Annotated in this window: 18 protein-coding genes and 1 other RNA gene; 11 read left to right on the top strand and 8 right to left on the bottom strand. The window is 31.0% G+C overall.

What is annotated here, in order from left to right:
* Window positions 1-274: 274 nt before the first annotated feature.
* Window positions 275-478 carry a hypothetical protein gene (locus WOVOC_RS00405; RefSeq protein WP_025263966.1) on the top strand — a complete coding sequence of 68 codons (204 nt, stop codon included), beginning with the start codon at window positions 275-277 and terminating at the stop codon, window positions 476-478.
* A 2655-nt stretch (window positions 479-3133) separates the two neighbouring features.
* Here WOVOC_RS00405 and prfA read toward each other — a convergent pair.
* The gene (prfA, locus tag WOVOC_RS00410; RefSeq protein WP_025263967.1) at window positions 3134-4213 is read right to left on the bottom strand and encodes a peptide chain release factor 1; all 1080 of its coding nucleotides are present in this window, start codon (window positions 4211-4213) and stop codon (window positions 3134-3136) included.
* Window positions 4214-4342: 129 nt separating this feature from the next.
* On the opposite strand from prfA, the gene yihA reads away from it, so the two are divergent.
* The 7 genes from yihA (at window position 4343) to WOVOC_RS00445 (ending at window position 12796) form a co-directional block, all read left to right on the top strand.
* Window positions 4343-4924 carry a ribosome biogenesis GTP-binding protein YihA/YsxC gene (gene yihA, locus WOVOC_RS00415; protein ID WP_014868967.1) on the top strand — a complete coding sequence of 194 codons (582 nt, stop codon included), beginning with the start codon at window positions 4343-4345 and terminating at the stop codon, window positions 4922-4924.
* Window positions 4899-5837, top strand: coding sequence for an acetylglutamate kinase (argB, locus tag WOVOC_RS00420; RefSeq protein ID WP_029784304.1), 939 nt, complete (start codon window positions 4899-4901; stop codon window positions 5835-5837). The genes yihA and argB overlap by 26 nt, the downstream gene beginning before the upstream one ends.
* 69 nt (window positions 5838-5906) lie before the next feature.
* Complete coding sequence (gene dut / locus WOVOC_RS00425; RefSeq protein WP_025263969.1) at window positions 5907-6371, top strand: dUTP diphosphatase; 465 nt, start codon at window positions 5907-5909, stop codon at window positions 6369-6371.
* Between the two features lie 108 nt (window positions 6372-6479).
* A complete protein-coding gene (locus tag WOVOC_RS00430; protein WP_025263970.1) occupies window positions 6480-7112 on the top strand; it encodes a hypothetical protein in 633 nt (210 codons plus the stop codon).
* A 2809-nt stretch (window positions 7113-9921) separates the two neighbouring features.
* Complete coding sequence (ftsZ, locus tag WOVOC_RS00435) at window positions 9922-11115, top strand: cell division protein FtsZ (protein WP_025263971.1); 1194 nt, start codon at window positions 9922-9924, stop codon at window positions 11113-11115.
* Between the two features lie 340 nt (window positions 11116-11455).
* Window positions 11456-11923: an rRNA maturation RNase YbeY gene (ybeY, locus tag WOVOC_RS00440; RefSeq protein ID WP_025263972.1), complete on the top strand. Its 468-nt coding sequence runs from the start codon at window positions 11456-11458 to the stop codon at window positions 11921-11923.
* Window positions 11924-12007: 84 nt separating this feature from the next.
* The gene (locus WOVOC_RS00445) at window positions 12008-12796 is read left to right on the top strand and encodes a succinate dehydrogenase iron-sulfur subunit (RefSeq protein ID WP_025263973.1); all 789 of its coding nucleotides are present in this window, start codon (window positions 12008-12010) and stop codon (window positions 12794-12796) included.
* Between the two features lie 3 nt (window positions 12797-12799).
* On the opposite strand, the gene WOVOC_RS00450 is transcribed toward WOVOC_RS00445, so the two are convergent.
* The 4 genes from WOVOC_RS00450 to WOVOC_RS00465 are packed head-to-tail and all read right to left on the bottom strand — an operon-like array spanning window position 12800 to window position 16248.
* Entirely contained in the window at window positions 12800-13936 is a 1137-nt protein-coding gene (locus WOVOC_RS00450) for a transcriptional regulator (protein ID WP_025263974.1), read from the bottom strand.
* A gap of 57 nt (window positions 13937-13993) precedes the next feature.
* Window positions 13994-14773 carry a GNAT family N-acetyltransferase gene (locus WOVOC_RS00455; protein ID WP_025263975.1) on the bottom strand — a complete coding sequence of 260 codons (780 nt, stop codon included), beginning with the start codon at window positions 14771-14773 and terminating at the stop codon, window positions 13994-13996.
* Complete coding sequence (locus WOVOC_RS00460; RefSeq protein ID WP_025263976.1) at window positions 14763-15245, bottom strand: phosphatidylglycerophosphatase A family protein; 483 nt, start codon at window positions 15243-15245, stop codon at window positions 14763-14765. Before WOVOC_RS00460 ends, WOVOC_RS00455 begins: the two co-directional genes overlap by 11 nt.
* 19 nt (window positions 15246-15264) lie before the next feature.
* Entirely contained in the window at window positions 15265-16248 is a 984-nt protein-coding gene (locus WOVOC_RS00465) for an NAD(P)H-dependent glycerol-3-phosphate dehydrogenase (protein ID WP_025263977.1), read from the bottom strand.
* Window positions 16249-16569: 321 nt separating this feature from the next.
* On the opposite strand from WOVOC_RS00465, the gene WOVOC_RS00470 reads away from it, so the two are divergent.
* A complete protein-coding gene (locus WOVOC_RS00470; protein WP_014868978.1) occupies window positions 16570-17322 on the top strand; it encodes a response regulator transcription factor in 753 nt (250 codons plus the stop codon).
* A gap of 59 nt (window positions 17323-17381) precedes the next feature.
* Here WOVOC_RS00470 and rnpB read toward each other — a convergent pair.
* From rnpB to WOVOC_RS04625, 3 genes are all read right to left on the bottom strand, one after another.
* Window positions 17382-17727, bottom strand: an RNA gene (gene rnpB, locus WOVOC_RS04375) — RNase P RNA component class A.
* A 1135-nt stretch (window positions 17728-18862) separates the two neighbouring features.
* Window positions 18863-19330, bottom strand: coding sequence for a thioredoxin-dependent thiol peroxidase (bcp, locus tag WOVOC_RS00475; RefSeq protein WP_014868979.1), 468 nt, complete (start codon window positions 19328-19330; stop codon window positions 18863-18865).
* Between the two features lie 1905 nt (window positions 19331-21235).
* Window positions 21236-21388 (bottom strand): hypothetical protein, encoded by a 153-nt coding sequence (locus WOVOC_RS04625; RefSeq protein WP_155981142.1) that lies wholly within the window; start codon window positions 21386-21388, stop codon window positions 21236-21238.
* A 125-nt stretch (window positions 21389-21513) separates the two neighbouring features.
* On the opposite strand from WOVOC_RS04625, the gene rimM reads away from it, so the two are divergent.
* Complete coding sequence (gene rimM, locus WOVOC_RS00480; protein WP_014868980.1) at window positions 21514-22020, top strand: ribosome maturation factor RimM; 507 nt, start codon at window positions 21514-21516, stop codon at window positions 22018-22020.
* Window positions 22021-22082: 62 nt separating this feature from the next.
* Window positions 22083-22649 carry an elongation factor P gene (gene efp, locus WOVOC_RS00485; RefSeq protein WP_025263978.1) on the top strand — a complete coding sequence of 189 codons (567 nt, stop codon included), beginning with the start codon at window positions 22083-22085 and terminating at the stop codon, window positions 22647-22649.
* Window positions 22650-22656: the final 7 nt, after the last annotated feature.

The following is a 22656-nucleotide window of genomic DNA, read 5'->3' on the forward strand; positions in this document are numbered from 1 at the left end:
ATGTTTAGTATTTATGTAATTTTTCAAATTGAAGTAAGCGGGTAAGGATCATAAAAAATTTTATGATATTTAGTAATCCCAATAATCGATGATTAGTAAATTTTACAATAAATTGCCTAGCACTAATACTGGTTAAGTTAAGTAGTAAAGCATAGCCTATATCCTTAGTAGGAACAAAGAACGTTAAGCATGGTACTTATAGTAGTAAAGATTTAATACAATAAAAGAAGAGATAAGTGCTACTGAAAATATGCAAGGTAGCCAATGACCAATTGTGGAAAGTGTTAGAATTGATAATACAACAGCAAAGTCATCTTATTTTAATAAATTAGAAGAGTCCACTATTGAAGGAGTCAAGTATATGGTGCAGGCGGCTATTAGGGGAGTTAATGTTACTAATATTATAATAACAAAATTTTCTAATTTAAATCAACGGAAAGAGTCTATTGCTAGAAAGATTAACTGTGGAAATGTGTGAAAATAGAGTGAATATATCATATAGAATTAGCTTCTTTAAAACAGTAAGAGGTTTTACTTTGCATTGAATGAAATGAGCGAGGAAATTAGAGGTATAATGAAAGGAAAAAAGGTCTAATACTAATAAGAATTGCGGTTGAAAATGTAATAGATATTGTTTTTCATTTTAATAACTTTACATCAGGAATTATGCTAGTATCTAGATAATATGGATAAAATGTTACCTAAATTGCAGATTAACCGGTGGTTGCTGGAGTAATGGTAATAAAATTATTAAACACTAAGTGCTTATATTGAATGCCAGAGGTACTGGGAGTATTAGTAGCTACTATTATAGGTTTTTTAGAATATTAACTTGATATAGAAGTGGATAGGAGAAAAGATGGTTACAATGATAAAAAAGCATTGTGAGAGGAAAGAGATAAGGTGTTGACTGAAGAGTATAATTCTTTGCTTAATTGAAATGAGCATCGAGCTAGAAACACATAGGTCTTTTTGGCTTGATATTTAATCGATATATAAAAGCTACTATACTTATACTCTGTTTACAAATTTTATGAAGATATTAAATTAAAAAGATAAAGGATACAGTGATAGTTTAAGCAAGTTGAAGTGCATATGAAATCTATAGTATGTCCTTCAGGAGGATTTTGTTTACAAAGTAATCAATTTTATTCTATAAAATTACTATAGAATCTAAGCATTACTTTGAAACTTGGACGCTTTTAAACGAGAATAGGTTATAAGAGCACATTCTCTTGTTATTTTGATTTAATTAACTCACATTATTCATCATTTTTGATTAACTAATATAATTTGTTGCTAACTTTATGGAGAGGTTTTGTAATCTGATGAAAGTAATTGAAAAAGAAGTAATTCCTTAGTGTTTCTTTGCTGTATCTAGGGGATAATATTAAGTGTTAAGTTTTCTTTTAAATATCAATTTTTAAAAGTATTTTTATGTTTTTTAATATTTTAAGTAATCTGTAACGTCTGATATCATGTATCTTGATGGTTGAAGCCTTCTCTCTTGTATTCGCTAATCATGTTTTTTACTTTGAGTTGCGATCAAGTTCCTTTATTTCGACTTTCTTCGTATTATTCAGTATTTTTTTTATTCATATTGAAATCTGATATAATCTAGTGTCAGGCACGTTTACAACAACTATGTGCTTAACATCATGTTCATTTAGAACTTTAAGAGTAATATATTTCACCTCTTATTCTGTGTTTTCTTCTCTTTGGTATTGTATGAAAAATAAATATTTTTTTTGCTCTATTTTTCTAAATAATATCTCATTCCTGTATCTAATTGCTTAGCTAAGCGAAATTTGTAAAAAAAATAAGAATATTAGTTAAATTATATAATTTTTACAATTTCTGACATAAAACTTCTTTTTATGACTAAACCATCTATAAACTCAGCTTTGAGGTAAAGTTATTGCTGTAGAGTGAAACTACTTAATATGGTTATTAATATCTCTGTTTTATATAGATCGATATGTATTGCGTGTAATTTAAAACGTTGTAGTTCCTGAATTGTTAATAAGGTTTAATATAGGAGTAATAGATATAGAACAATTTTATGAGGTTATATTATATAGGGTATTGTTTTAGCATCTATTCCTATAAATATTCTTCTAGATAGGTTTACTTACAAGGTTTATTGGACCAGTTTGTATTAACATCTAGTTGAAACATTGAAAGACTTTGTAAATGTATGATCCGCAACATTCTTGTATGAAATGTATGCTACAGACAGCTATATTATATATAGCATTTAAAAATGTGTATTGATAGGTTTTGGCTTTTAGCATTTATTGTTTCTTTATATTTTGGCAGAGAACTTAATTAAGTACTGTAAGATAATAATTTTTATGCTATGATCATGGTATTTGTGTCTGTTTTGGATAGTTTCATCAATAGAATTGGTGAATGGTGTGATATTTATGCAGGTATCGTAATAATTTGGTTGATTCCCTAGATTGTGTTGCTTTTAGTATTATTAGAAATAGAAAAGAACCATAATATTTTCAGTTTGAGAAAAATGATTGAGGGTTGTAAAAGGTTATTATCAAGTGTAAAACTTACTGTGCCATTTTTATACTGAGTCTCTTTTCTGTTGCTTATATATCGTTTATCACTTATGGAATTTTTTTGGTTTATTTGGCACTATTTTGTGCCCTACATTAAGATACAAATAGTTTTAGGGGTGTTTCTTAAGTGTTGGTCTAATTGCAGGCGATGTTTTTCAAAAACTTGGAGCGAGATGGTGTAAGATTTTTATGGTATAAGCGGGATTACTATTGGATCTCTCTATTACTTTTTAACATTTAGTATAATTATATTCAATACTTATATTTAGTAGTATTACCTATGGTTGTTGTTCTGTGTATTGGTTATAAAGTTTATCAAATAGTGCCTTTGACATATTATTGGATCATTTCTATGAAATTAGAGGTATAAACTTCCTTCACAGTTTCATTTATCAAATTTTTTGTCATGACTATTTTTATCAACTCAACAAGCTGTATTTACAATGGTAAGTAATCAGTGTAGCTGTCTATGTTTTTCTCAGTAGTGCTGGAACTCATTTTTACTGCTTGTTTGTTGCCTTTAAAGGATAAGGTGTGATTAATTATAGATGTATAGGTAATTAATTTTCTCCTGCTAACCTTTCTGCTTCGTTACGTGAAATTAATGCTTCAATAAATTCATCTAGCTCGCCTTCTTTTATAATCTGCTCTAGCCGATGTGAAGTCAGATTAATTCTATGGTCTGTTATTCTTGATTGTGGAAAATTGTAAGTTCTTATACGTTCAGAACGATCTCCAGAACCAATTTGACTTTTTCTCATTGTTGATCTTTCTATCTTTTTTTTTTGCCTTTCAATTTCGTATAGCCTTGCTCTCAATACTTTAAACGCCTTTGCCTTATTTTTGTGCTGCGATTTTTCGTCTTGTTGTATTACAACTATTCCTGTTGGTAAATGAGTAACTCTTACTGCACTGTCAGTTGTGTTGACTGATTGTCCACCGGGGCCGCTAGACCTGTAAACGTCTATTCGTAAATCTTTCTCTTCTATTTTAAAATCGACTTCCTCAACTTCTGGTAATATTGCAACAGTAGCTGCTGAAGTGTGTAGCCTTCCTGAGGATTCAGTTTCTGGTACTCGCTGTACTCTGTGTACTCCTGATTCAAATTTCAGCCTTGCGAAGACTTCTGTTCCATTAACAAGTGCAGAAGCTTCCTTGTAGCCACCTATGCCTGTACTAGAAATGCTTATTGGTTCAAATTTCCAGTTTCTTTTTTCTGCATACTTTTGGTACATGCGGAATAACATCGCTGCAAATAACGCTGCTTCTTCTCCTCCTGTGCCTGCTCTAATTTCTAGTATTGCATTTCTTGAATCATCTTCATCTGTCGGTAGTAGTGCTAATTTTAGCTTAGCTTTTACTTTTGGTAATAATACTTTTTGTTTCTCGAGAAATTCTTCTTTTGCTAACTCTTTTATGTCATATTCACTGTTTTCATCTTTTAATATTTCCTTTAAATCTGAAATTTCTTTTTTCAGCGTGTTGTATTCATCAATTATTTTGATAATTGGTCTGAGTTCAGAATATTCTTTTGAGAAATTGATAAATTCTTTTTGACTTAAGTTGATAGGATTTCCTAATTTTCTTTCTATGTCATTAAACTTTTTCTTTAAATCTTGTAAATTGTTTTCTATGTCCATATAGCTTAAGTCTAATATTTTAACTACCTTAGTAAATAACATATACTTGAAATAAAAAATTTTTTACATCAAGCAATAACATTATAATATACATACTACCTTAGATATTTCTATAATAGTGCAAGAAAGATGACATCAAATAGCAATTTTATATTTGGAGCTTCAGACATAAAATCACTACCAGGTGAGTCAGTTCCGGAGATTGCGTTTGCCGGTAGATCAAATGTAGGGAAATCGAGCTTAATTAACCTGCTTATAAACAGTAAAAAAGCTGCCAGAGTTTCTTCTAAACCTGGGTGTACTAGGCAGGTAAATTTTTATTCTATGTATAATGATAAGTTTAGACTTGTTGATTTGCCAGGGTATGGCTATTCTTGTGCAAGCAAAGAAGAAACAATACAGTATCTGAACCTAAGTGAGTATTATTTAGCTCAAAGAAGAAGCCTAAAAAGAGTGTTTGTGTTGGTAGATAGTAAAGTAGGACTAAAAGAAATAGACAAAGACTTTATTTATTGGTTAATATACAACAATATTAACTTTGATATTGTGCTAACAAAAGTAGACAAAGTAAGTCAAAAAAATCTCGATGCAATTTTAGAAAGCACTCAAAAATGGGTTAATAATGAGAATGTATCAATTCATCAAATGAGCACCCGTGTTAAATGTAAAATAACCAAGGTAAGAGATGAATTTTTCAAGTTTACAAAATGAAAAGATGAAAAGCAGTGAATTTTCAAATGGTAAGATATCATTTAAACAAAAAACAGAAATATTGCTTGAAGTGCTATCTAATATACCCAACTTTGTAGGGGAAACTTTTGTCATCAGATGTGGTGGTGTGGTAATTTCAGATGAAACACTGTTTAGTACTTTTATACATAATATTGTCTTGCTGAAACAGCTTGGTATAAACCCAGTTATAGTTCATGACGGGGAGCGTGAAATTGATTCTGTGCTGAAAATCTTAGGCATAGGTAGTAAGTTTGTGAATAATATCAGACTTACGGACAAAGACACTATGAAAATTATTGAAATGGCGTTATGTGGTTCAGTTAATAAAAAAATTGTTCAGCACATAAATTCTGCTGGTGGTTCAGCTATTGGATTGTGTGGAAAAGATGGTAACCTGATAAGGGCTGAAAAAGTAAGCACTACCCTTAAAGAAAATGGGTCAGACAATATTGAAAGAATATTAGATATGGGATTTATTGGTATACCAATTGAGATTAATCCTGATATATTGTTTTTTATTGAGGAATCAGATTTTATACCGGTTATTGCACCTGTTGGTCATGGAAGAAGTGGAGAGACATATCACATCGATGCTGATAGTGCTGCAAGTGCGATAGCAATTGCAGTTTCTGCATCTAAAATGATAACCTTTAGTGATACAGAAGAAATAGATAAAATTGGTAGCAGGAGGATATCTATTAAAAATTTAAATACATCAATTAACTGTGGTAAAATTAGGGGAGAAAGGCTTATTGAAAAACTTATAGCGTGCACTAAAATGGTAGAAGAATGTGCTGGAACTGCGCATATAGTTGATGGTAGAATACCTAATGTTATGATTGATTTATTTACTGAGAATAATTCAAGTATATCGGTTATGAGTGATTTGTAGCTGAGCATTAATTACTGTGACATATTACTTTTATGGATATACAGTTTATATATTACGATTTAGCTTTTGGTGGATAGAGTGCAAAAAATTGAAGTAGAGATAAGGAAATTATTACATGGAGAGGGTTTGCCTCTTCCATGCTACACAACTGCGCAGAGTGCTGGTATGGATCTTTATGCAGCACTGGGTAATTTTGTGATTTTAAATCCGCTTGAAAGGTTGCTGATTCCAACTGGAATTGTAATTGCAATACCGAATGGTTTTGAGGGACAAATTCGCCCACGTTCTGGCCTTGCTGCGAAACATGGAATTACTGTCTTAAATTCTCCTGGTACTGTAGATTCTGATTATCGAGGTGAAGTTAAAGTTTGCTTAATTAATCTAAGCAACCAACCGTATGAAATAAGAAGGGGAGATAGGATTGCACAAATTCTTGTTACTCCTGTATCTTGGATAGTTTGGAATAATACAGAAGAGTTTTACATGGAAGAAACTGACCGAAATGCAAGCGGTTTTGGTTCAAGTGGTAGATAGTTTATGTAAGCGTTGTCTCTCAATCGGGTTTGACGTGAAAAATTTCTTGACTGAGGTAGTTTTTACATATAGTTTTAGTATATTAATGATTTATCAAAGAGGTTAATAATGTCAATTTTCAGGAATCATCGTGGTCAACTTCGCAAAATGAATGTAGCTCTTGTAGCACTTACTTCTCTATATGTTGTAGGTGCAACAGCAGCATTTTCAGCACCACATTGGGTATCTTCGACTTCAGCTTTAACTCCGCTTGCAACTTTCGCAGCTACACCACTTGGAATAGGTATATTAGCAACTGTTGCTGTTGCACTAATTGGTTTAGCAATGTATGCTATCAGTAAAAATAATAAAATATCTGAGTTGGAAGCTATGAAGTTTGTTGTTGATAGCGGTAATGTAAAGCTGCAAGTGACAAAGAAGGAGTTTGAGTATATAAAAAGAAATAATAAAAATAGAGATAAAGATGGAAGGATTGTAGAAGGTGAGTATCGTATAGATTTTGCTAACTCAGAGGGTAAGGAATGCTATGTTATTGTTACAAGCGAGAAGAGCCAAGAAATGGGTAATACTTTGCTCTTAAATATAAGTTCATTAAATATGAAAAGTAATGAAGGTAAATATGTAGCTCAAACTGACATGTCGAAGACATTAGGGTTAGATAGAGCGGGTGCTAAAGAGTTTAATACTTATTTGAACTCAGTTATCATTGGACAGACTGTAGATCAAGAACAAGCAAAGTAAGCAGTATAGCTAAGCAAGAAAGAGGTAGTCTTGATCTACCTCTTTTGTCTTTTTGGAGAGTTCTTGGGTTTTAACACTATGTGTGAATCGTACGGATATTGTAGTTTTTATTTATCAAGGTAGTGCTGTACAGATAACTAGTTTCTATCATTCAGAAAAAAAAGAAATATAAGTTTTAGGGTTGTGCACTAAAATAAATCTCTCTCAGGTTCTTAAATTGCAACTAAAAATGCTAAAAGTTTTACCAAATAGAAGAAAGGTAAAAAAATTTCTAGTGCTGATTTTGATTCTGTACTTCTCTGAGTTAATAGTAATAACTCCTTGCTAATATTTATTTAAGGTCGATTTGACTAAATATAGAGAAAGTTTAGAAGTATGAAGCTGTTGTAATTTTATGTAACCTGGGGAAATGCCTTAAGTTTTTACTGAATTTTGTTGTTAAATCTATAAATCGAAGGTAAGTTTCCGATCAAGGATAATCTTAGTGCTGTAGTAAGAAATTAATTAGATTTGTTGAGTAATTTCTTTGTTTTTGTAACATCATACCTAGTACACTGTAAATTATTATGTAAGAAGTCTATTAATAGCTTAAGTATGGAGAGTTAAAACACGTGACCTCTATTTTTTTTGTAATTCTTTTAGCATGTTAGATTCTAATCTTAATAAGGTACATTATGATTGCAAATATGAGTACTGTTTACTTTAGGGTATTAACATAATGAATATTAATATCTAAATTCATATAGTAAATGGTGTTTTTGCCTTTAATACATTGAATTGTCCAGATGAGGCTGTTGCAGAATCTAGGGATGTGTTAAGGTAGCATTAACATTAAGTTCAATTGTCTACTACTTATTTTCTAAAAGGATCACAATTAATCTTTTTTTCTAGATTTGCTGCTTAAAGAGAGCAAACATTATGGCTTAATGTTGTTATTAGACTACTTATTATTAATATATATTATTCCGATTGAAAAGTTTAGTTATATTATAATATTTATTTTAATAAATGAACTTGTCCTTAATGGTGAATTATTTCAGTTTTAGGGGTTTCCTAATGGTAGTTAATATAAAACAGAAAAACAAAAAAGTGATTTATCCATAGAAAAATGTAGTAGAGGTTGAATTGGTAAAGAATATTTTAGTTTTGGCTATAGAGAAGTTGATTGATATCGTATTAAGACCTTATAAAGGTGAGTAGGTAATTATGAGTCAATAATTTAAAATAAGCAGAAAAAAAGATCTATTTTGATATAGAGATATTAAAAGTCAAGTTATTGTAAAGAAAACGGTTGGAATTGCAGCAAGCAGATGGATACAATATACTTTTGTTGTTTAAACAATAAACAACCTCTACTAGAAAGTTGATTCTTGCCAAGCAGTTTATAGGTTTATTGATTAGCTTAGCTAAGCAGGAAATTATTGATATAAATATTATTTTCAGTATAATATAAGCTACAATGAGGCATTTAAAATAACCCTTCCATTTCGTGAACCTCAATCATTTGTATTCTATGTTAGTTGTTTGAAGCTAGGAGAGTTACTACCTTAAAGGCTAATATTCATATTACTTGCCTAGGACATTTTTAATCAATTGCTGCAATGAATTCATGTATATGTGGTTATTTAGGTGATTTGAGTAGATCATGCAATAAACTTTACGGCATGACAGAAATTGTAATGGCAAAAAAATGTCAAGAATGTTTCTTGATAAGAAAGAGATATATGTGTCAAAATGTTAGCCTGTCAGTATTTTGAACCTTACTCAAAAGGAGAGGGGTAATGATAATGTAAGAAAAAGAGTAATAAGCGGTGGAACATTGGATAAATTTACTAAGCTAGATCAAGTAGAAAGTTAAGATTTAAAATACGTGCAAAGAGGACTATGTTTCTAATCGGGGTTGCATATGCGTATGAAGGTGATAAGAACCATTCAAGTTTTAAGAAAAGTGGAGAGATGAGAAGAGCACATATCCGCTAAGGTGCTAACTATAGGGATAGAGCATATTAGTAAATGGACCTATTTGATGAGGCCTTGAAAATTATGTATGTTACTTTTAGATAAATTGAAATATTCTATTTAGAGAGTAAAGTTATGGCATTTTAAAAAATTCTAAATATAGATGCAAGAGATAGTGTTTTTGTGCTATTTTAGAAGGATATAAACAAGCTGAAGTTACTGGGAAATTTTAGATGCTGTTGGGTGGGCTTAATGACTGTACTAGAAGAAAGGGTAAATGAAAACAGCTACAAGTTGTTGATATGAATTGTAGCAGTTTTATATAGTTGCTTATTTTTTAAGTCTAGTTTATGTAACTTCTGTTACTATGGAGCAGCATTAACTTATGTTGGTATGATAATAGCTGAAGGTAAAGGATTATATGCACTCGCAGTGACTATCTGATATTTACTACTGGTTCTCTGTTAGTTGCTACATAGTTGTACCTACTGTAAACTTTATATATAAACTATAGTAAAGTAAGCCAAATTGGAGAGGTAAAAGAGACTGTACTTAATGATTATGAAAAAGATGATCAAAGCAATCCTAAGTTAATAGGTGGAGAAATTGGGATAGTTAAAAAGCGTAGTTTAATGAGAAAAAGAGATAAGTCTCTTTCCCTTTTTTAATATTTTCTAGTTTTTATATCAATTAGGTAATACATTTGATAGTTACCGCTGATAATTGATGATACTTATAATGTAAGAATAAGTAAATCTTGTTTACTGTTTATAGAAGTGAAAAGTGTTTGCATGTTGTTAAAAAAACAGTAACTTATTATTGAGTAAATTTGCTAAATTTGGAAATGTAAATGTCTATTAACTTCAGTTTACCGGAGTTGCCTGTTCTATATCCAAGAATTACTGTTATAGGTGTTGGTGGTGCTGGTGGAAATGCCGTGAATAATATGATTCAATCTAATTTGCAGGGAGTAAATTTTGTTGTAGCAAATACTGATGCTCAGGCGCTGGAAAAGTCATTGTGCGATAAAAAAATTCAGTTAGGTATTAACCTAACTAAGGGACTTGGTGCTGGTGCTTTGCCTGATATTGGTAAAGGTGCGGCAGAAGAATCAATTGAAGAAATTATGGAACATATAAAAGATAGTCATATGCTCTTTATTACAGCAGGAATGGGTGGTGGTACTGGTACAGGTGCAGCACCAGTGATTGCGAAAGCGGCAAGGGAAGCAAGAGCTGCGGTTAAAGATAAAATGTTAAAAGAGAAAAAGATATTGACTGTTGGGGTTGTAACCAAGCCATTTGACTTTGAAGGTGTACGTCGTATGCGCATTGCAGAACTCGGACTTGAAGAATTGCAAAAATATGTAGATACACTAATTGTTATTCCAAACCAAAACTTATTTAGAATTGCCAATGAAAAAACTACATTTGCCGATGCGTTTAGACTTGCTGATAATGTTCTGCATATTGGCATCAGAGGAGTAACTGACTTAATGGTTATGCCAGGACTCATTAATCTTGACTTTGCTGATATAGGAACAGTGATGAACGAAATGGGTAAAGCAATGATTGGTACCGGAGAAGCAGAGGGGGAAGATAGAGCAGTTACCGCTGCAGAGGCTGCAATATCTAATCCATTGCTCGATAATATGTCAATGAAAGGTGCACAGGGAATATTAATTAATATTACTGGTGGTGAGGACATGACTCTATTTGAAGTTGATGCTGCGGCGAATAGAGTGCGTGAAGAGGTAGATGAAGACGCAAATATAATATTTGGTGCTACTTTTGATCAGGCAATGGAAGGTAAAGTTAGAGTTTCTGTTCTTGCAACTGGTATTGATAATAGTAGTAATATCCGTGATGGCAGAGCAGAAACTTCGTCTGTCAGTCAAACTAAGATTTCAAAGGAAGAAAAATTCAAGTGGTCTTATAGTCAAGCTTCAGTACTGAAGACAAAGCCAGCTGAGCAAGTAAGTGAAAGAGTAAAATGGAGTAATAATATTTATGATATACCAGCTTATTTAAGAAGAAAAAAATAATGTAGTTTTTGATACTTAACTGAGAGCTAAGTGAATTTATGGTAAAATGAAAAGAAAAGAATAGCAAATAGGGTAGGTAGCTATTAAGCTCAAAAGTTGTATAAGAAATATGTAGCGAGGGGATTTTGCATCTTTTATCATGCAAGTAAAGAAAGGTGGTATTTGGAATAGTTGAAGTCTTCAAGGAATGTTATCATGTTACCGATCTTTTCAAGTTTTTAGGTAATCAAGTGATGTTGAGTGATATAAAAAAATTACTTTTGAAAAATATGGTCATGTTAGAACAATCATGTTTATCAGTTTTTCCAGTCTCATAGAAGATGGATGGAAGGATGAGTAAATGTTAGAAGTAAATATTCTTGATGAGAGATGGTATAGCGTTACAGATGATCCAAAGCGATTTGTATTAAGCGTTATGAGTGTTTCTCTGCAAAAATTGGAGATAGACCACTATAAGCCAAGTATATCAGTAGTTCTTGCTGATGATAATTTACTACATCAACTTAATTTAAAATTTAGAAAAATAGATAAACCAACTAATGTGTTATCGTTTCGGTATGAGCAACTATCTAATAAGTGTGATCTAGGTGATGTAGCGATTTCAATAGACACAATACAAAAAGAGTCGAATGAATACAATATATCTACCATAGCTCATGTTGCACATATGTTAGTACATGGGTTATTACATTTACTTGGTTACGATCACCAAAAAGAAGATGAAGAAGTTATAATGAAAAGCTGGGAAAGCAGTATTTTGACCTCTTTTAGCTGCAATTACTTATCTAATTTAGAGGTAATTGAATAAAAGTATAGTAGATAATAATAAAATATGTTATTTACAAAATAGAAGCTATTTTAGAAATAGCCATAGATAATAAAAAGTAAACATATGGTCCAGTTTTTTTTGCCAAAGAATTCTAAAATTAATGGAAAGGGTAAAGTTTATCCTGCTCCTGCTAAGGCAAAAAACGTTAGAAGATTTCAAATTTACCGTTGGTCAGCTGATGATGGGAAAAATCCTAGAATAGACACATTTTTTGTTGATATGGATAATTGTGGCTCTATGGTGCTTGATGCTTTGATAAAGATAAAGGATGAAATAGATTCGACCTTAACTTTCAGGCGTTCTTGTAGAGAAGGAATATGTGGATCTTGTGCGATGAATATTGGTGGAACCAATACTCTTGCATGTATTAAGTCTATATTTGATATAAAAGGTGACGTGAAGGTATATCCATTACCTCATATGTATGTGATAAAAGACTTAGTTTCAGACTTGAGCCAATTTTATGAGCAATATAAGTCAATTAATCCTTGGTTACAAGCAGATAAGCCTGGTTTATTAAATAAGGAATATTCGCAGTCTCCTGAAGATAGAAGAAAACTTGATGGACTTTCTGATTGTATATTATGTGCCTGTTGTTCAACTAGTTGTCCGAACTACTGGTGGAACAGTAATAAATTTTTAGGACCTGCAATACTGTTGCAGGCTTATAGGTGGATTGCTGATAGTCGTGATAATAAGAAAGATGAGAGGCTTGATGCCTTAAATGACCCATTTAGGTTATATTGCTGTCATACAATAATGAATTGTACAAAAACCTGTCCTAAGGGGCTTAATCCAGCAAGAGCAATAGTAGAAATAAAGCAGCTTATGTTAAAGAGGGGAGGAGTTTGAATGTTACCTCTTGCACTCCTCGTATGAGAAGAGTAGACCTTCCGAAGCATAAGGTATTATTAATGTTCTAAATGCTTTTCCATTTGTGAGGTTGATTGTACTATTATATGGTGTAAGTAATTTTTTGAATAACTCATGCCTTTGGTTACTAATAGCTTGAAAATCCTCTTGTTTTAGAAGTTTTTTAGATTCGAATAAGTAAAACATGACTTCATGATAAGTGGGATAAGATGCCAAGAGCTTTATGTCAAATTGAAAACTTTTTATAAAAGCATTATTAAAAAACTTTAGTTTTTGATTCCTACCGTATATCGTGATAGCAATTGGTAATTCCTCAAGTAAATTTTTCTGTGCTGCTAAGTAGCTATCTAATCTAACGTATAACTCTTCTGTATCACTAACATCTTTTCCATATATTACTATGCTACCGGAGTTTCGTATTGGAATCTTAATAAAATCAAAAACCTTGCGTTCATTTTTGTAAGTTATTACATGTTTTCCTGATTTCAGGCTTTGAGCGCTGTTAGTAACAGTCAATCTTTGAGAGTTATTTATGTATTTATCGTAAAAAGAGTTATAAAACTTTATCTTTTTATTTTCATTATATTTGAGTATCGGAAATGGTAGAGAGTTGAAAATATTTCTGTAGCTTTCTATTTTTTGTTTAAGTTTGTTATTTTCTAATTCAAGTTCAGTAGCTTGTATCTTATAGTCTGAGATGTTTCTTATCCACAGCAACACGCCGATTACAGTATTAGAATTATCTATTATGCTTCTGCCATAGCAGATACAGTAAATCTCGCCATCTTTTGATTTTAAATCCAGAGTAAAGGATTTATTTATTTTTTTTGCCTCAGTAAAATTTTTAATTAAACTTTCTGATTGCTCAAAAAAGTTTACAAATTCATTGAATGAGTAAAAAACGGTGTTGAGCAAGATCAGTAAGTTAGGGGAAAACTTTTCTATACGTTTTTTTGCATCCCAGATATAAAACCCATCGTCTACAGTATCAATTAGATTGTTTATTATAATATTTTGATGTTGTAAGCTCTTAATTTTATTATCTACTTTCAACTTAGAATAAGAGAGAAAGAATAGTATTAAAATTAATAATAAAACTACTTCATACAGAAAAAACATATTACCTTTAAAAACGGACGTAAAAATTTGTAACTGCTCAATAAAGGTATGTATAAGTTATGCTGAAGAAGTATACAAGTAAAGATTGCCTAATATCTGAAAGCCCAATCTTTTATAAAGATTGACAGAAGGTTTCATACAGTGTGCTACTATGTATTTACATTTAAGCTGCTGGATTATTTTGATTCTTTCTAAAACCATTTGGGTACCTATTCCACGATTTCTATGAATTGGTAAAACTCCATCACTATAAAAACCGGCTACGCTATCTTGAATATAAAAGCCACATGTTCCGACAACTTCATTATTTAGTGTTACGAGAAAAAACCTTAATCTTGAGTTTTTATCATTGTAGCTTGATAAGCCGCGGAAAAATGTACTGACGATTCCAACATTATGATGAAAGATTTTAGAGGTACATAAATCTAATTGTTCTAAGAGATTGCTACTATTTACAACATTCAACCTTAAATTTGGAACAATGTCAGCAGACAGGAGATAATTTTTCATATTAATTAAAACTTTTTTTGGTGTACTAACGTGTTTTATCTCACTTTTTTCTAGAACATTATTTGTCTTTGTGTGTGGATTCATTACCCATGTTGCTTCTATATTCCTTGCTCTAAGATAATCTAAAGTTTTTTGTATAGAAAGTTCAGTACATTGATCCTCACAGAATACAAAATTAAATAATGATTGCTTGGTTCCATTTATTATAAACCCGATGTTATCAAATTCATTGTGTACTTCCCACCGAGATAAATTTGCTGCGTGCAGTATATAATCCTTTAGATTTTGAGTAACCAGACTTGAATAATAGATTTCCTTATCCTGCATATACAGATAATAAACAATAAAAAGCTTCTATAAAAACACAGGCTAAAATTGCAGCTATAATATCATCCAGCATAATGCCTAAGGGACACTTGATATTTTTATCAATCAGATTTATAGGCCATGTTTTTATTATATCAAAAAACCTAAAAGAAAAAAAGCATAACATCAATAAAAGGCTATTAATTTCTTGGTTTAGCGGCACCGAAATTAAAAATATTGTCAATAGTTGGCCAACTACTTCATCAATCACTATCTCTTTTGGGTCGTGTAGAGTTTGGTAGTGTTTTGTGTAGTTACTTATGGACCATAATCCAATTAAGAACAGAGAAATAATAGTTACTGTACCTAAAATTCTGTTACTTAGTACTATAGGAACAATTGGATAAGAAGCTAAGCTGCCTACAGTACCTGGCATTTTTTTTACTGTGCCAGATAACCACCATGTTGATATCAATTTATGAAAAATTTTCATAATACACCAAAGCAAAAGATTAACTTAGAAAAACAGAAACAGTATTCTCTATAGGAGCATTTTCATATAATAGTCTATAAACAGCTTCACATATAGACATTTTTATCTTTAGCTTTTTTGCTAAATAAAATACAGATTGAGCAGTACTAAGACCTTCAATCACTGATTTACCTTCTAATAAAATTTGCTGGATATTAAAACTATTATTGCTACTACCTATTTTGAATCCAAAGAATAGATTTCTTGAATTTAAGGATGTGCATGTCATAATTAGATCACCTAAACATGCTGGTCCAAGTAATGTATCTGTGTCTATATTACTATTATTGATTTTTGCTAGATAAACAGTTTGAATTTCATTCATACTTTTTGCTATTAATGCTGCATGAGCATTGTATCCAAGTTTCTTACCCAAAATGATCCCACATGCTATAGCAAAAACATTCTTTAATGCTGCACAAATCTGTACTCCTATAACATCACTACTAAAATATAATTTAATATTTTCTTGTTGTAGCTCTAACATCAGCCTTGACCCTAGTGTATCATTTTGACACGCAAGAACCATTGAATAGGGTAATTTTTTTGCGACTTCTATAGCAAAGCTAGGGCCTGAAAAAATAGCAACAGGATTATTAGGTAGAACTTCATTTACTATTTCACTCGGTAGTTTTAATGTAGATCTTTCTATTCCTTTACAGGCTAAAATTATTGCTACGTCTTTCTTTAATCCACAATTACGTAATTGCTGACATACCTGTCTTAAAGACTGGACGGGAACAGCAAGGATTATTGTTGAAGCATTAATTGTTTCTTCAATGGCTGACTTTACTAACACATTGCCAGAAATTTGATAACCAGGTAACTTGTCACTTTCTCTTGTTCTATTGATTAATTCAAATGTAGTTCTATTACGGACCCACAGAATTACATTCTGCCTATCACTCAGTGAAATTGCAATTGCTGTACCCCATGCACCAGCACCTAAAATCGATATTGTCACACAATGCCCCTGAAAATTATTATTCTACTCTAAGATGGCATAGTAGGTAAATTAAAAATATGACATAGATATATAGAATAGTTAAATATTTATTAACTTAAGTACTCTTTCAATGATAATGGTTTTAATTCAATATTTACTGAAAATAATATTGTTCTTATGATATATAATATATCTATTATATTTTAGATCTGTTTATATAATTTTGGAATGGTATGTCCATTATAGTAGTTTTGACCATTTATTAATAAAAGTTTGATTTGTTACTTTCCTTAGTTATATATATTGCTAAAATTATAAATTACTTACGGGGTATAAAATATGCGTATATTATTAATTGAAGATGATCAAGTAAGTGCAAAGACTGTAGTTAATGCTTTAACTTCTGATGGACACTTTTGTGATGTTGTAACTTCTGCGCAAGACTACAACAATAATATAGTTTCCTCGAATGGGGATCATTATGACCTAGTTATTTTAGATATACACTTGCCCGGTGATATTGATGGATATGATATATTGTTAAGGTTAAGAAGTGCAAAAATTAAAGTTCCTGTCTTGATACTTTCATGTATATCTGCTGTTAATCAAAAAGCTAAAGGACTAGGATATGGTGCTGATGATTACTTAACTAAGCCATTCCACAAAAGTGAGCTACTAGCTCGAATAAAGGCAATAGTCCGTCGTACTAAAGGACATCCTGAATCGGTGATAAAGATTGGTAACATAAATATTAATTTTGATCATAGAGTTGTTGAGGTGAAAGGTAAGACGGTTCACCTGACTAACAAAGAATATTCTATGATAGAGTTACTAGCGTTGCGTAAAGGCACTGTACTAACAAAAGAAATGTTTTTAAATCATCTTTATAATGGTTTAGATGAGCCTTCAGATAATAAGATAGTTGATGTTTTTATGTGTAAGTTACGTAAGAAACTTGAAAGTGCGAATGATGGAAAAAGCCATATAGAAACTGTTTGGGGCAGAGGATATGTCTTAAAAGAATATCTTGATGATGAAGAATATACTAATATTAGTAGTAGGGAAAATAGTAATGGCTATCAAGCAGAATAAATAAAGGACAACATATAAAATGCTTATTATTTAGGCTATCTTACTGATACTTATGTAAGTGCCTAGGTGAAATATAAGCCGAGTTCTGTTTATGTAGCTATTTATCTGGAGTAAATGTTACCATTTACTGCATGCGATTTACCCGAGTAGACATGAGGAAAAGCATAAAACCTACTCTTATTTAATCTTGCTCCTAGTGTTGGTTACTCAACTACCAATGTTGCCATTGGTATGGTATGCTCTTACCACACCTTTTCATCCTTACCTAAAAATCTTAGGCGGTAATTTTCTGTAGCCCTGAACTGAAGTCACCTCCGGCGGGTATTACCCGTCACTATTTTTCCTTGAAGCCCGGACTTTCCTCTGCTGTATTTATCATACAACAGCAGCTACTTATTTCACCCAGAAATTAGATTTTAACATAAAAATCATAGAATTAAAATAATTTCCATTATTGGTCAATGATCTGCATATCAAACATTAAACTACAACTAGAGATAATACTCTGATATACATTGTGCATTGCTATTCTAAGATAATCCACTATCTCTTAAACTTTGAACTTCTTAATCTCTATTTAAGGTGATAGTATAGGCTACTTGATCTGCTACCGTTTTTTACTAATATGCTATATCTAATTCTGTTTTAGAAAAGGTTACACTATTATTTCTGCTTCACTAGGTGCATTAGGGTATGGTAAGTTAATTAAGTTACGGAGAAGAGGTAGTTTGAGGGAATAAAGCCGTGGTAAACAAATGCAGGAGTTGTTAACTTTTTATTTTAGTACTTGGGCGTAGTAAATATTTGTTTGTGTGGTCTTTTCTAGGTTTGCTGTTGGTGAATTAGTTAACTTTATAGTAACCACTTAATTATCTATTAAGTAGGAGTTGTTTTATCAGCGTCTGCAGTAACTGTGGTAGATTTGAAGTAGCATTTGCTTACTAGTTTTTACTATCATGAGTACTATGCTTGTTAATAATTTTATTAATTTTTGTTGTATCAGTGGTTAGTACCTTTTTAAAGAGTTTAATTTTGATCTATTTTTAACAAAACTTATTAAATGTAATTTTCCTTAAATAATGAAACTATGCGATCCAAGAGTTTTAGTCTATCACTTGGAGAATTGAGAAAAATATAATACATTTGTGAAATCAGCCATATTATATTGGGTCTTCTATAAAGAAATGAATAGCTTGATTATATTTTCCCATCAATTTATATTAATTTCTTATTAAAATTCTTTGCGATACTAATTGAGTTAAAATCAACTCTGTTAAAAAAACATAGTGTATTGCTCAGTCTTTATTGGTGGGTCTGTTTTGCATCTCACTGGCTTTTACTTTTTTATTTCATTGTTTTTGTAAGTAACAAGATTATTTTAAGTATATTGGCTTTGCCAATACCATTTTTTTACTAAAGACCCCAACTTGGTTATTACTAAACCCAGTTTGAAACTTAAGTGGTTATGAAGATTGTATAATTCCAACTTCTCTTTTTCTATATAAAAATTGGTAACCATTAACCTAAATAGTTTTTTAATTTATATTTTTTTAACTTCCTCTAGAACTTCATTGACATGTCCGCTAACTTTTACGTTTTTCCAGATCTTTACTATTTTACCTTTTTTATTTATTAAAAAAGTAGTGCGTTCTATCCCCATATACTTCTTGCCGAATATGCTCTTTTCTGCCCAAACACCATATTTTTCTAATATTTCGACATTTTCATCAGAAACTAAATAAAATGGCAGTGAATATTTTACTTTGAAATTTGCATGGCATTTAACACTATCTTTTGATACACCGATTATCACTGTGTGAAGGGAGGAAAAATCATTTATTTTATCTCTAAAATCTTTTGCCTCTATGGTACAACCTGGAGTATCGTCTTTAGGGTAGAAATAAAGAACTACATTTCTTTTATTAAAAAAAACACTTAGTGATAAATTTTTGCCAGAATCTGTTGGTAAGCTAAAATCCGGTGCATTATTTCCTACTGTTAACCCCATATCTCACTCTTTTAATGATACTTATGGTAGTGTATTATAGTTAGAGTTTTCAAGAACTTTAAGTAGAAGTCAATTGAATTTTTGTATATTTGCTTTCCATAAAAGAAATTTAATGTTGGTAGTACTAAGTTTTACTTCACTTTTAATATCAAAAGTTCCACTATTAACTCTATTAATTTTTTGCTAATCGGTGATCCAATGCCTGTACCTTCGTTTCTATATTATGGATCATCTGCTTAGCCGAAAACAGATATAACTTTGTATATATCATATTATTCTATTTCTCGTAGTCATGAAACTTAATAGTTGATGAATTTTTTCTATATTTTTTTAATTGCCATTCTTATTAAACCATCTTTAATATTAAGTTTAGTAATAAATTTATTATGATTTGTGCCATTCTTTTAGGATCTGTAGTCACTAATAATTGTTTATCAAACATCTACTTTTTAAACTAGTTTCTGTTTTTTTTAATTTAGGCGATAGCATATTAAAACACGAATCTATTATTTTGTTTAGGTTAAATTTCACTTTTTCTGCTGTTAAACTGCTGACTCAGCTTTTGCAAAAGCAAACATATTGTTAATTAAAGCAAATAAATGTATCCTTGCATTGTATATATCGTTTGCATACTTCTTATATCGAGAGTGGTCAATCGAACCTAAAGTTTCATTTTTGATTAACTTCGCATGTCCAATGATAAAATAACATTAAGGGTGATGGAGTGTACGTAGCTCATGTGTAACGCTTGCAAAAAACTTCAGCTTATTTGCGTTTTCTTGCTCTAATGCCTTTTTATCTGTTATAATTCAACATTAGTTTTATGTTGCTTAATTAGCAACTAGGTATTGGAAAAGTGTAAGTAAAGCATTATTAATTTTAAATTACTGATAATAAGCCTGAAAACGTTAAAAAATAGGCTATATGCTAACATATGAATTTTATGGCTTTTAGTAAAAAATATCTCTTGATTGTTTAGTAATTTATCAATTTTGTCACTTGTAAGTAACTACCTACATTTATGATCTTGAGTGTTAAGGTTGCTGAATATTGTTCTGCTATTTTGATCATACAATATTAAACTTAAGAGTTTCTTACTTTGCTAACTGATTGAGTAATAGTTCAGCACTTAGCCTTATTAATTGGTTTATGTAATCACAGTTCTTGTATTTGATATGATGCTTTTTTATTATGTTGTTTTCCAATATGCTTTTAAAGCTTACACTTAAGCACGGTAAGAAAAATATATTCTCTAGTGAATAATTGTAATATATTATACTAAATAAAATCATAAAAATTAATGAGAATAATGAGATACCTTTTATAGGTGTTTATTTTTTAGTGTAGTAAAGTTTATATATCCTTCTTGTTGTAAGGTGATAGTTTTTATGTTATTGATCAAAACTTATAGAATATCATATTTTTATGATAATTTCTCTTACTTTGTGATTTATTTTTCTTTAATATCAATTTTTTCATAGCAAGGGTATTTGCTTGTACGACATTGACAATAAGTGCTACGTAGATTTTCACTTTAGAATAGCTGTTCATAGTTTAGGTTGCATTAACTCACGATTAACCACTACTCTTAAGTTACAAGAAGAAAGGTTGTGTATATAACGAATATCTACAATATACTTGCTATTAATAACTTGTGAAAAGTTAATAAACAATAACTCTGTTGATGCTGTATTTTTTGGCAAATACTAGGCCAGGAACAGTAAAGTGCAGACTTAAGATTGCTTATAGATCTATCAAAACAGAAAAGATGATAAAAACTGTCATAGAATTTTAACGTTCCGTGATGCTTTTTAAAGGCATAATGTTGAAAACGTGAAAAATGAATAAAAATTTTATGGAAAAGTAGAGAGTTCTATGTTAGATATTATATATTAGTGCTATTTTTTAATTGAGTGCATGTGGTCCAGGTAGGACAGGGAAATTATTCGCATGTGAGTATATAAGAGTGGATTCATATTGTGCATTTGTAAAGGAAATAGGAGTGAAATTTCCCGCTGAAAGCTTGCCTTGTAGGTCGTTTACTGTTTGAGGTGACATCTCAGATAGCGTTATAAAAATTTTGCTTCTGCTTGTGGGTATTACTGAAAAGAAGATTGATGTGGGTGGGTGTTGAGTTTCTTAAAACGATATTTATCTGAGGAATTTTCTGGTTTATCTTTAATATGAACGATGATCTAATATGCTTGGGAATAGTTACTTCTCCTCATGGAGTTAAGGGAGCTATTAAAATAAGAACTTTTACTGAAAAGCCTGAGAATGTTTCCTTATACGGTAGGCTAATAAGTGGTAATGAGAATTATAAAGTAGACTCAGTGTCTGTTGTAGATGATAATTTAGTAATAGCTACAATAAGCGGAGTAAATTCTCGTAATGAAGCAGAGTTCTTAAGGAATAAGAAATTATATATAAAAAGGAACAAGCTACCAAAATTAAATGATGAGAATGAATTCTATCAGAGTGACCTTGTAGATATGAAGGTAAAACTGGAGAATAATGAACTGTATGGGTATGTAAAGTCTGTATATAGTTTCGGTTCAGGAGATATATTGAAAATTTCGGTTGTTAGTACAAAAAAGAGTGTTATGCTACCTTTTACTAAAGAAATATTCCCTTATATAAACATAAAGAAAAAGTATATAATCCTCAGTATGCCAGAATTTGTTGATTAATAAAGGCTTTGATATTTACATGAAAGCTACTTATAATTATAAAATCATCCAAAAATGGAATTATGGTAGAAAGAGCTAATGATATTAGGCCAGGTCAGGTGTTGGAACATAATGATGGGTTATTTTTGGTTGTAAATATCATGCACACTCAACCTGGTAAAGGTGGTGCGTACATACAAGCTGAAATGAAAAATATCAAAACTGGTGCAAAACACTATGAAAGGTTTCGCTCTGATGCTCCAGTTAGAAGAGCCATTTTAGATGAGGAGGAATATGTTTATCTCTTCACTGAAGGAGATGTTGTGCATCTTATGCATCCAAGTAGTTACGAGCAAGTTACTCTGAACTTAGATTTATTGGGAGAAAAAAAGATTTATTTGCAGAATAACATGAAAATTAAAGTTGTAACTTACCAAGATAAAATAATTTTCGCACATGTGCCTGACTATGTTACGTTGGCTGTAAAAGAAACGGATTCTGTTATTAAAAAACAGACTGTTACTTCTTCCTATAAGCCTGCAGTTTTAGAAAACGGAATACGTATTAACGTGCCTCGATTTGTAAGGGAAGAGGATAAGATTGTAGTATATACTCCTGATGATAGCTATTATGAAAGGGCGAAAGAATAAAAGAAGG

The sequence above is a fragment of the Wolbachia endosymbiont of Onchocerca volvulus str. Cameroon genome, from assembly GCF_000530755.1.
Classification (GTDB): Bacteria; Pseudomonadota; Alphaproteobacteria; order Rickettsiales; family Anaplasmataceae; genus Wolbachia.

Bases quoted from the DNA above. Each gene is read 5' to 3' on its own strand.
- prfA (WP_025263967.1), bottom strand. From the start codon at position 4,213: ATGGACATAGAAAACAATTTACAAGATTTAAAGAAAAAGTTTAATGAC.
- yihA (WP_014868967.1), top strand. From the start codon at position 4,343: ATGACATCAAATAGCAATTTTATATTTGGAGCTTCAGACATAAAATCA.
- argB (WP_029784304.1), top strand. From the start codon at position 4,899: ATGAATTTTTCAAGTTTACAAAATGAAAAGATGAAAAGCAGTGAATTT.
- WOVOC_RS00430 (WP_025263970.1), top strand. From the start codon at position 6,480: ATGTCAATTTTCAGGAATCATCGTGGTCAACTTCGCAAAATGAATGTA.
- ftsZ (WP_025263971.1), top strand. From the start codon at position 9,922: ATGTCTATTAACTTCAGTTTACCGGAGTTGCCTGTTCTATATCCAAGA.
- ybeY (WP_025263972.1), top strand. From the start codon at position 11,456: ATGTTAGAAGTAAATATTCTTGATGAGAGATGGTATAGCGTTACAGAT.
- WOVOC_RS00445 (WP_025263973.1), top strand. From the start codon at position 12,008: ATGGTCCAGTTTTTTTTGCCAAAGAATTCTAAAATTAATGGAAAGGGT.
- WOVOC_RS00450 (WP_025263974.1), bottom strand. From the start codon at position 13,936: ATGTTTTTTCTGTATGAAGTAGTTTTATTATTAATTTTAATACTATTC.
- WOVOC_RS00455 (WP_025263975.1), bottom strand. From the start codon at position 14,773: ATGCAGGATAAGGAAATCTATTATTCAAGTCTGGTTACTCAAAATCTA.
- WOVOC_RS00460 (WP_025263976.1), bottom strand. From the start codon at position 15,245: ATGAAAATTTTTCATAAATTGATATCAACATGGTGGTTATCTGGCACA.
- WOVOC_RS00470 (WP_014868978.1), top strand. From the start codon at position 16,570: ATGCGTATATTATTAATTGAAGATGATCAAGTAAGTGCAAAGACTGTA.
- bcp (WP_014868979.1), bottom strand. From the start codon at position 19,330: ATGGGGTTAACAGTAGGAAATAATGCACCGGATTTTAGCTTACCAACA.
- WOVOC_RS04625 (WP_155981142.1), bottom strand. From the start codon at position 21,388: ATGTCACCTCAAACAGTAAACGACCTACAAGGCAAGCTTTCAGCGGGA.
- rimM (WP_014868980.1), top strand. From the start codon at position 21,514: ATGAACGATGATCTAATATGCTTGGGAATAGTTACTTCTCCTCATGGA.
- efp (WP_025263978.1), top strand. From the start codon at position 22,083: ATGGTAGAAAGAGCTAATGATATTAGGCCAGGTCAGGTGTTGGAACAT.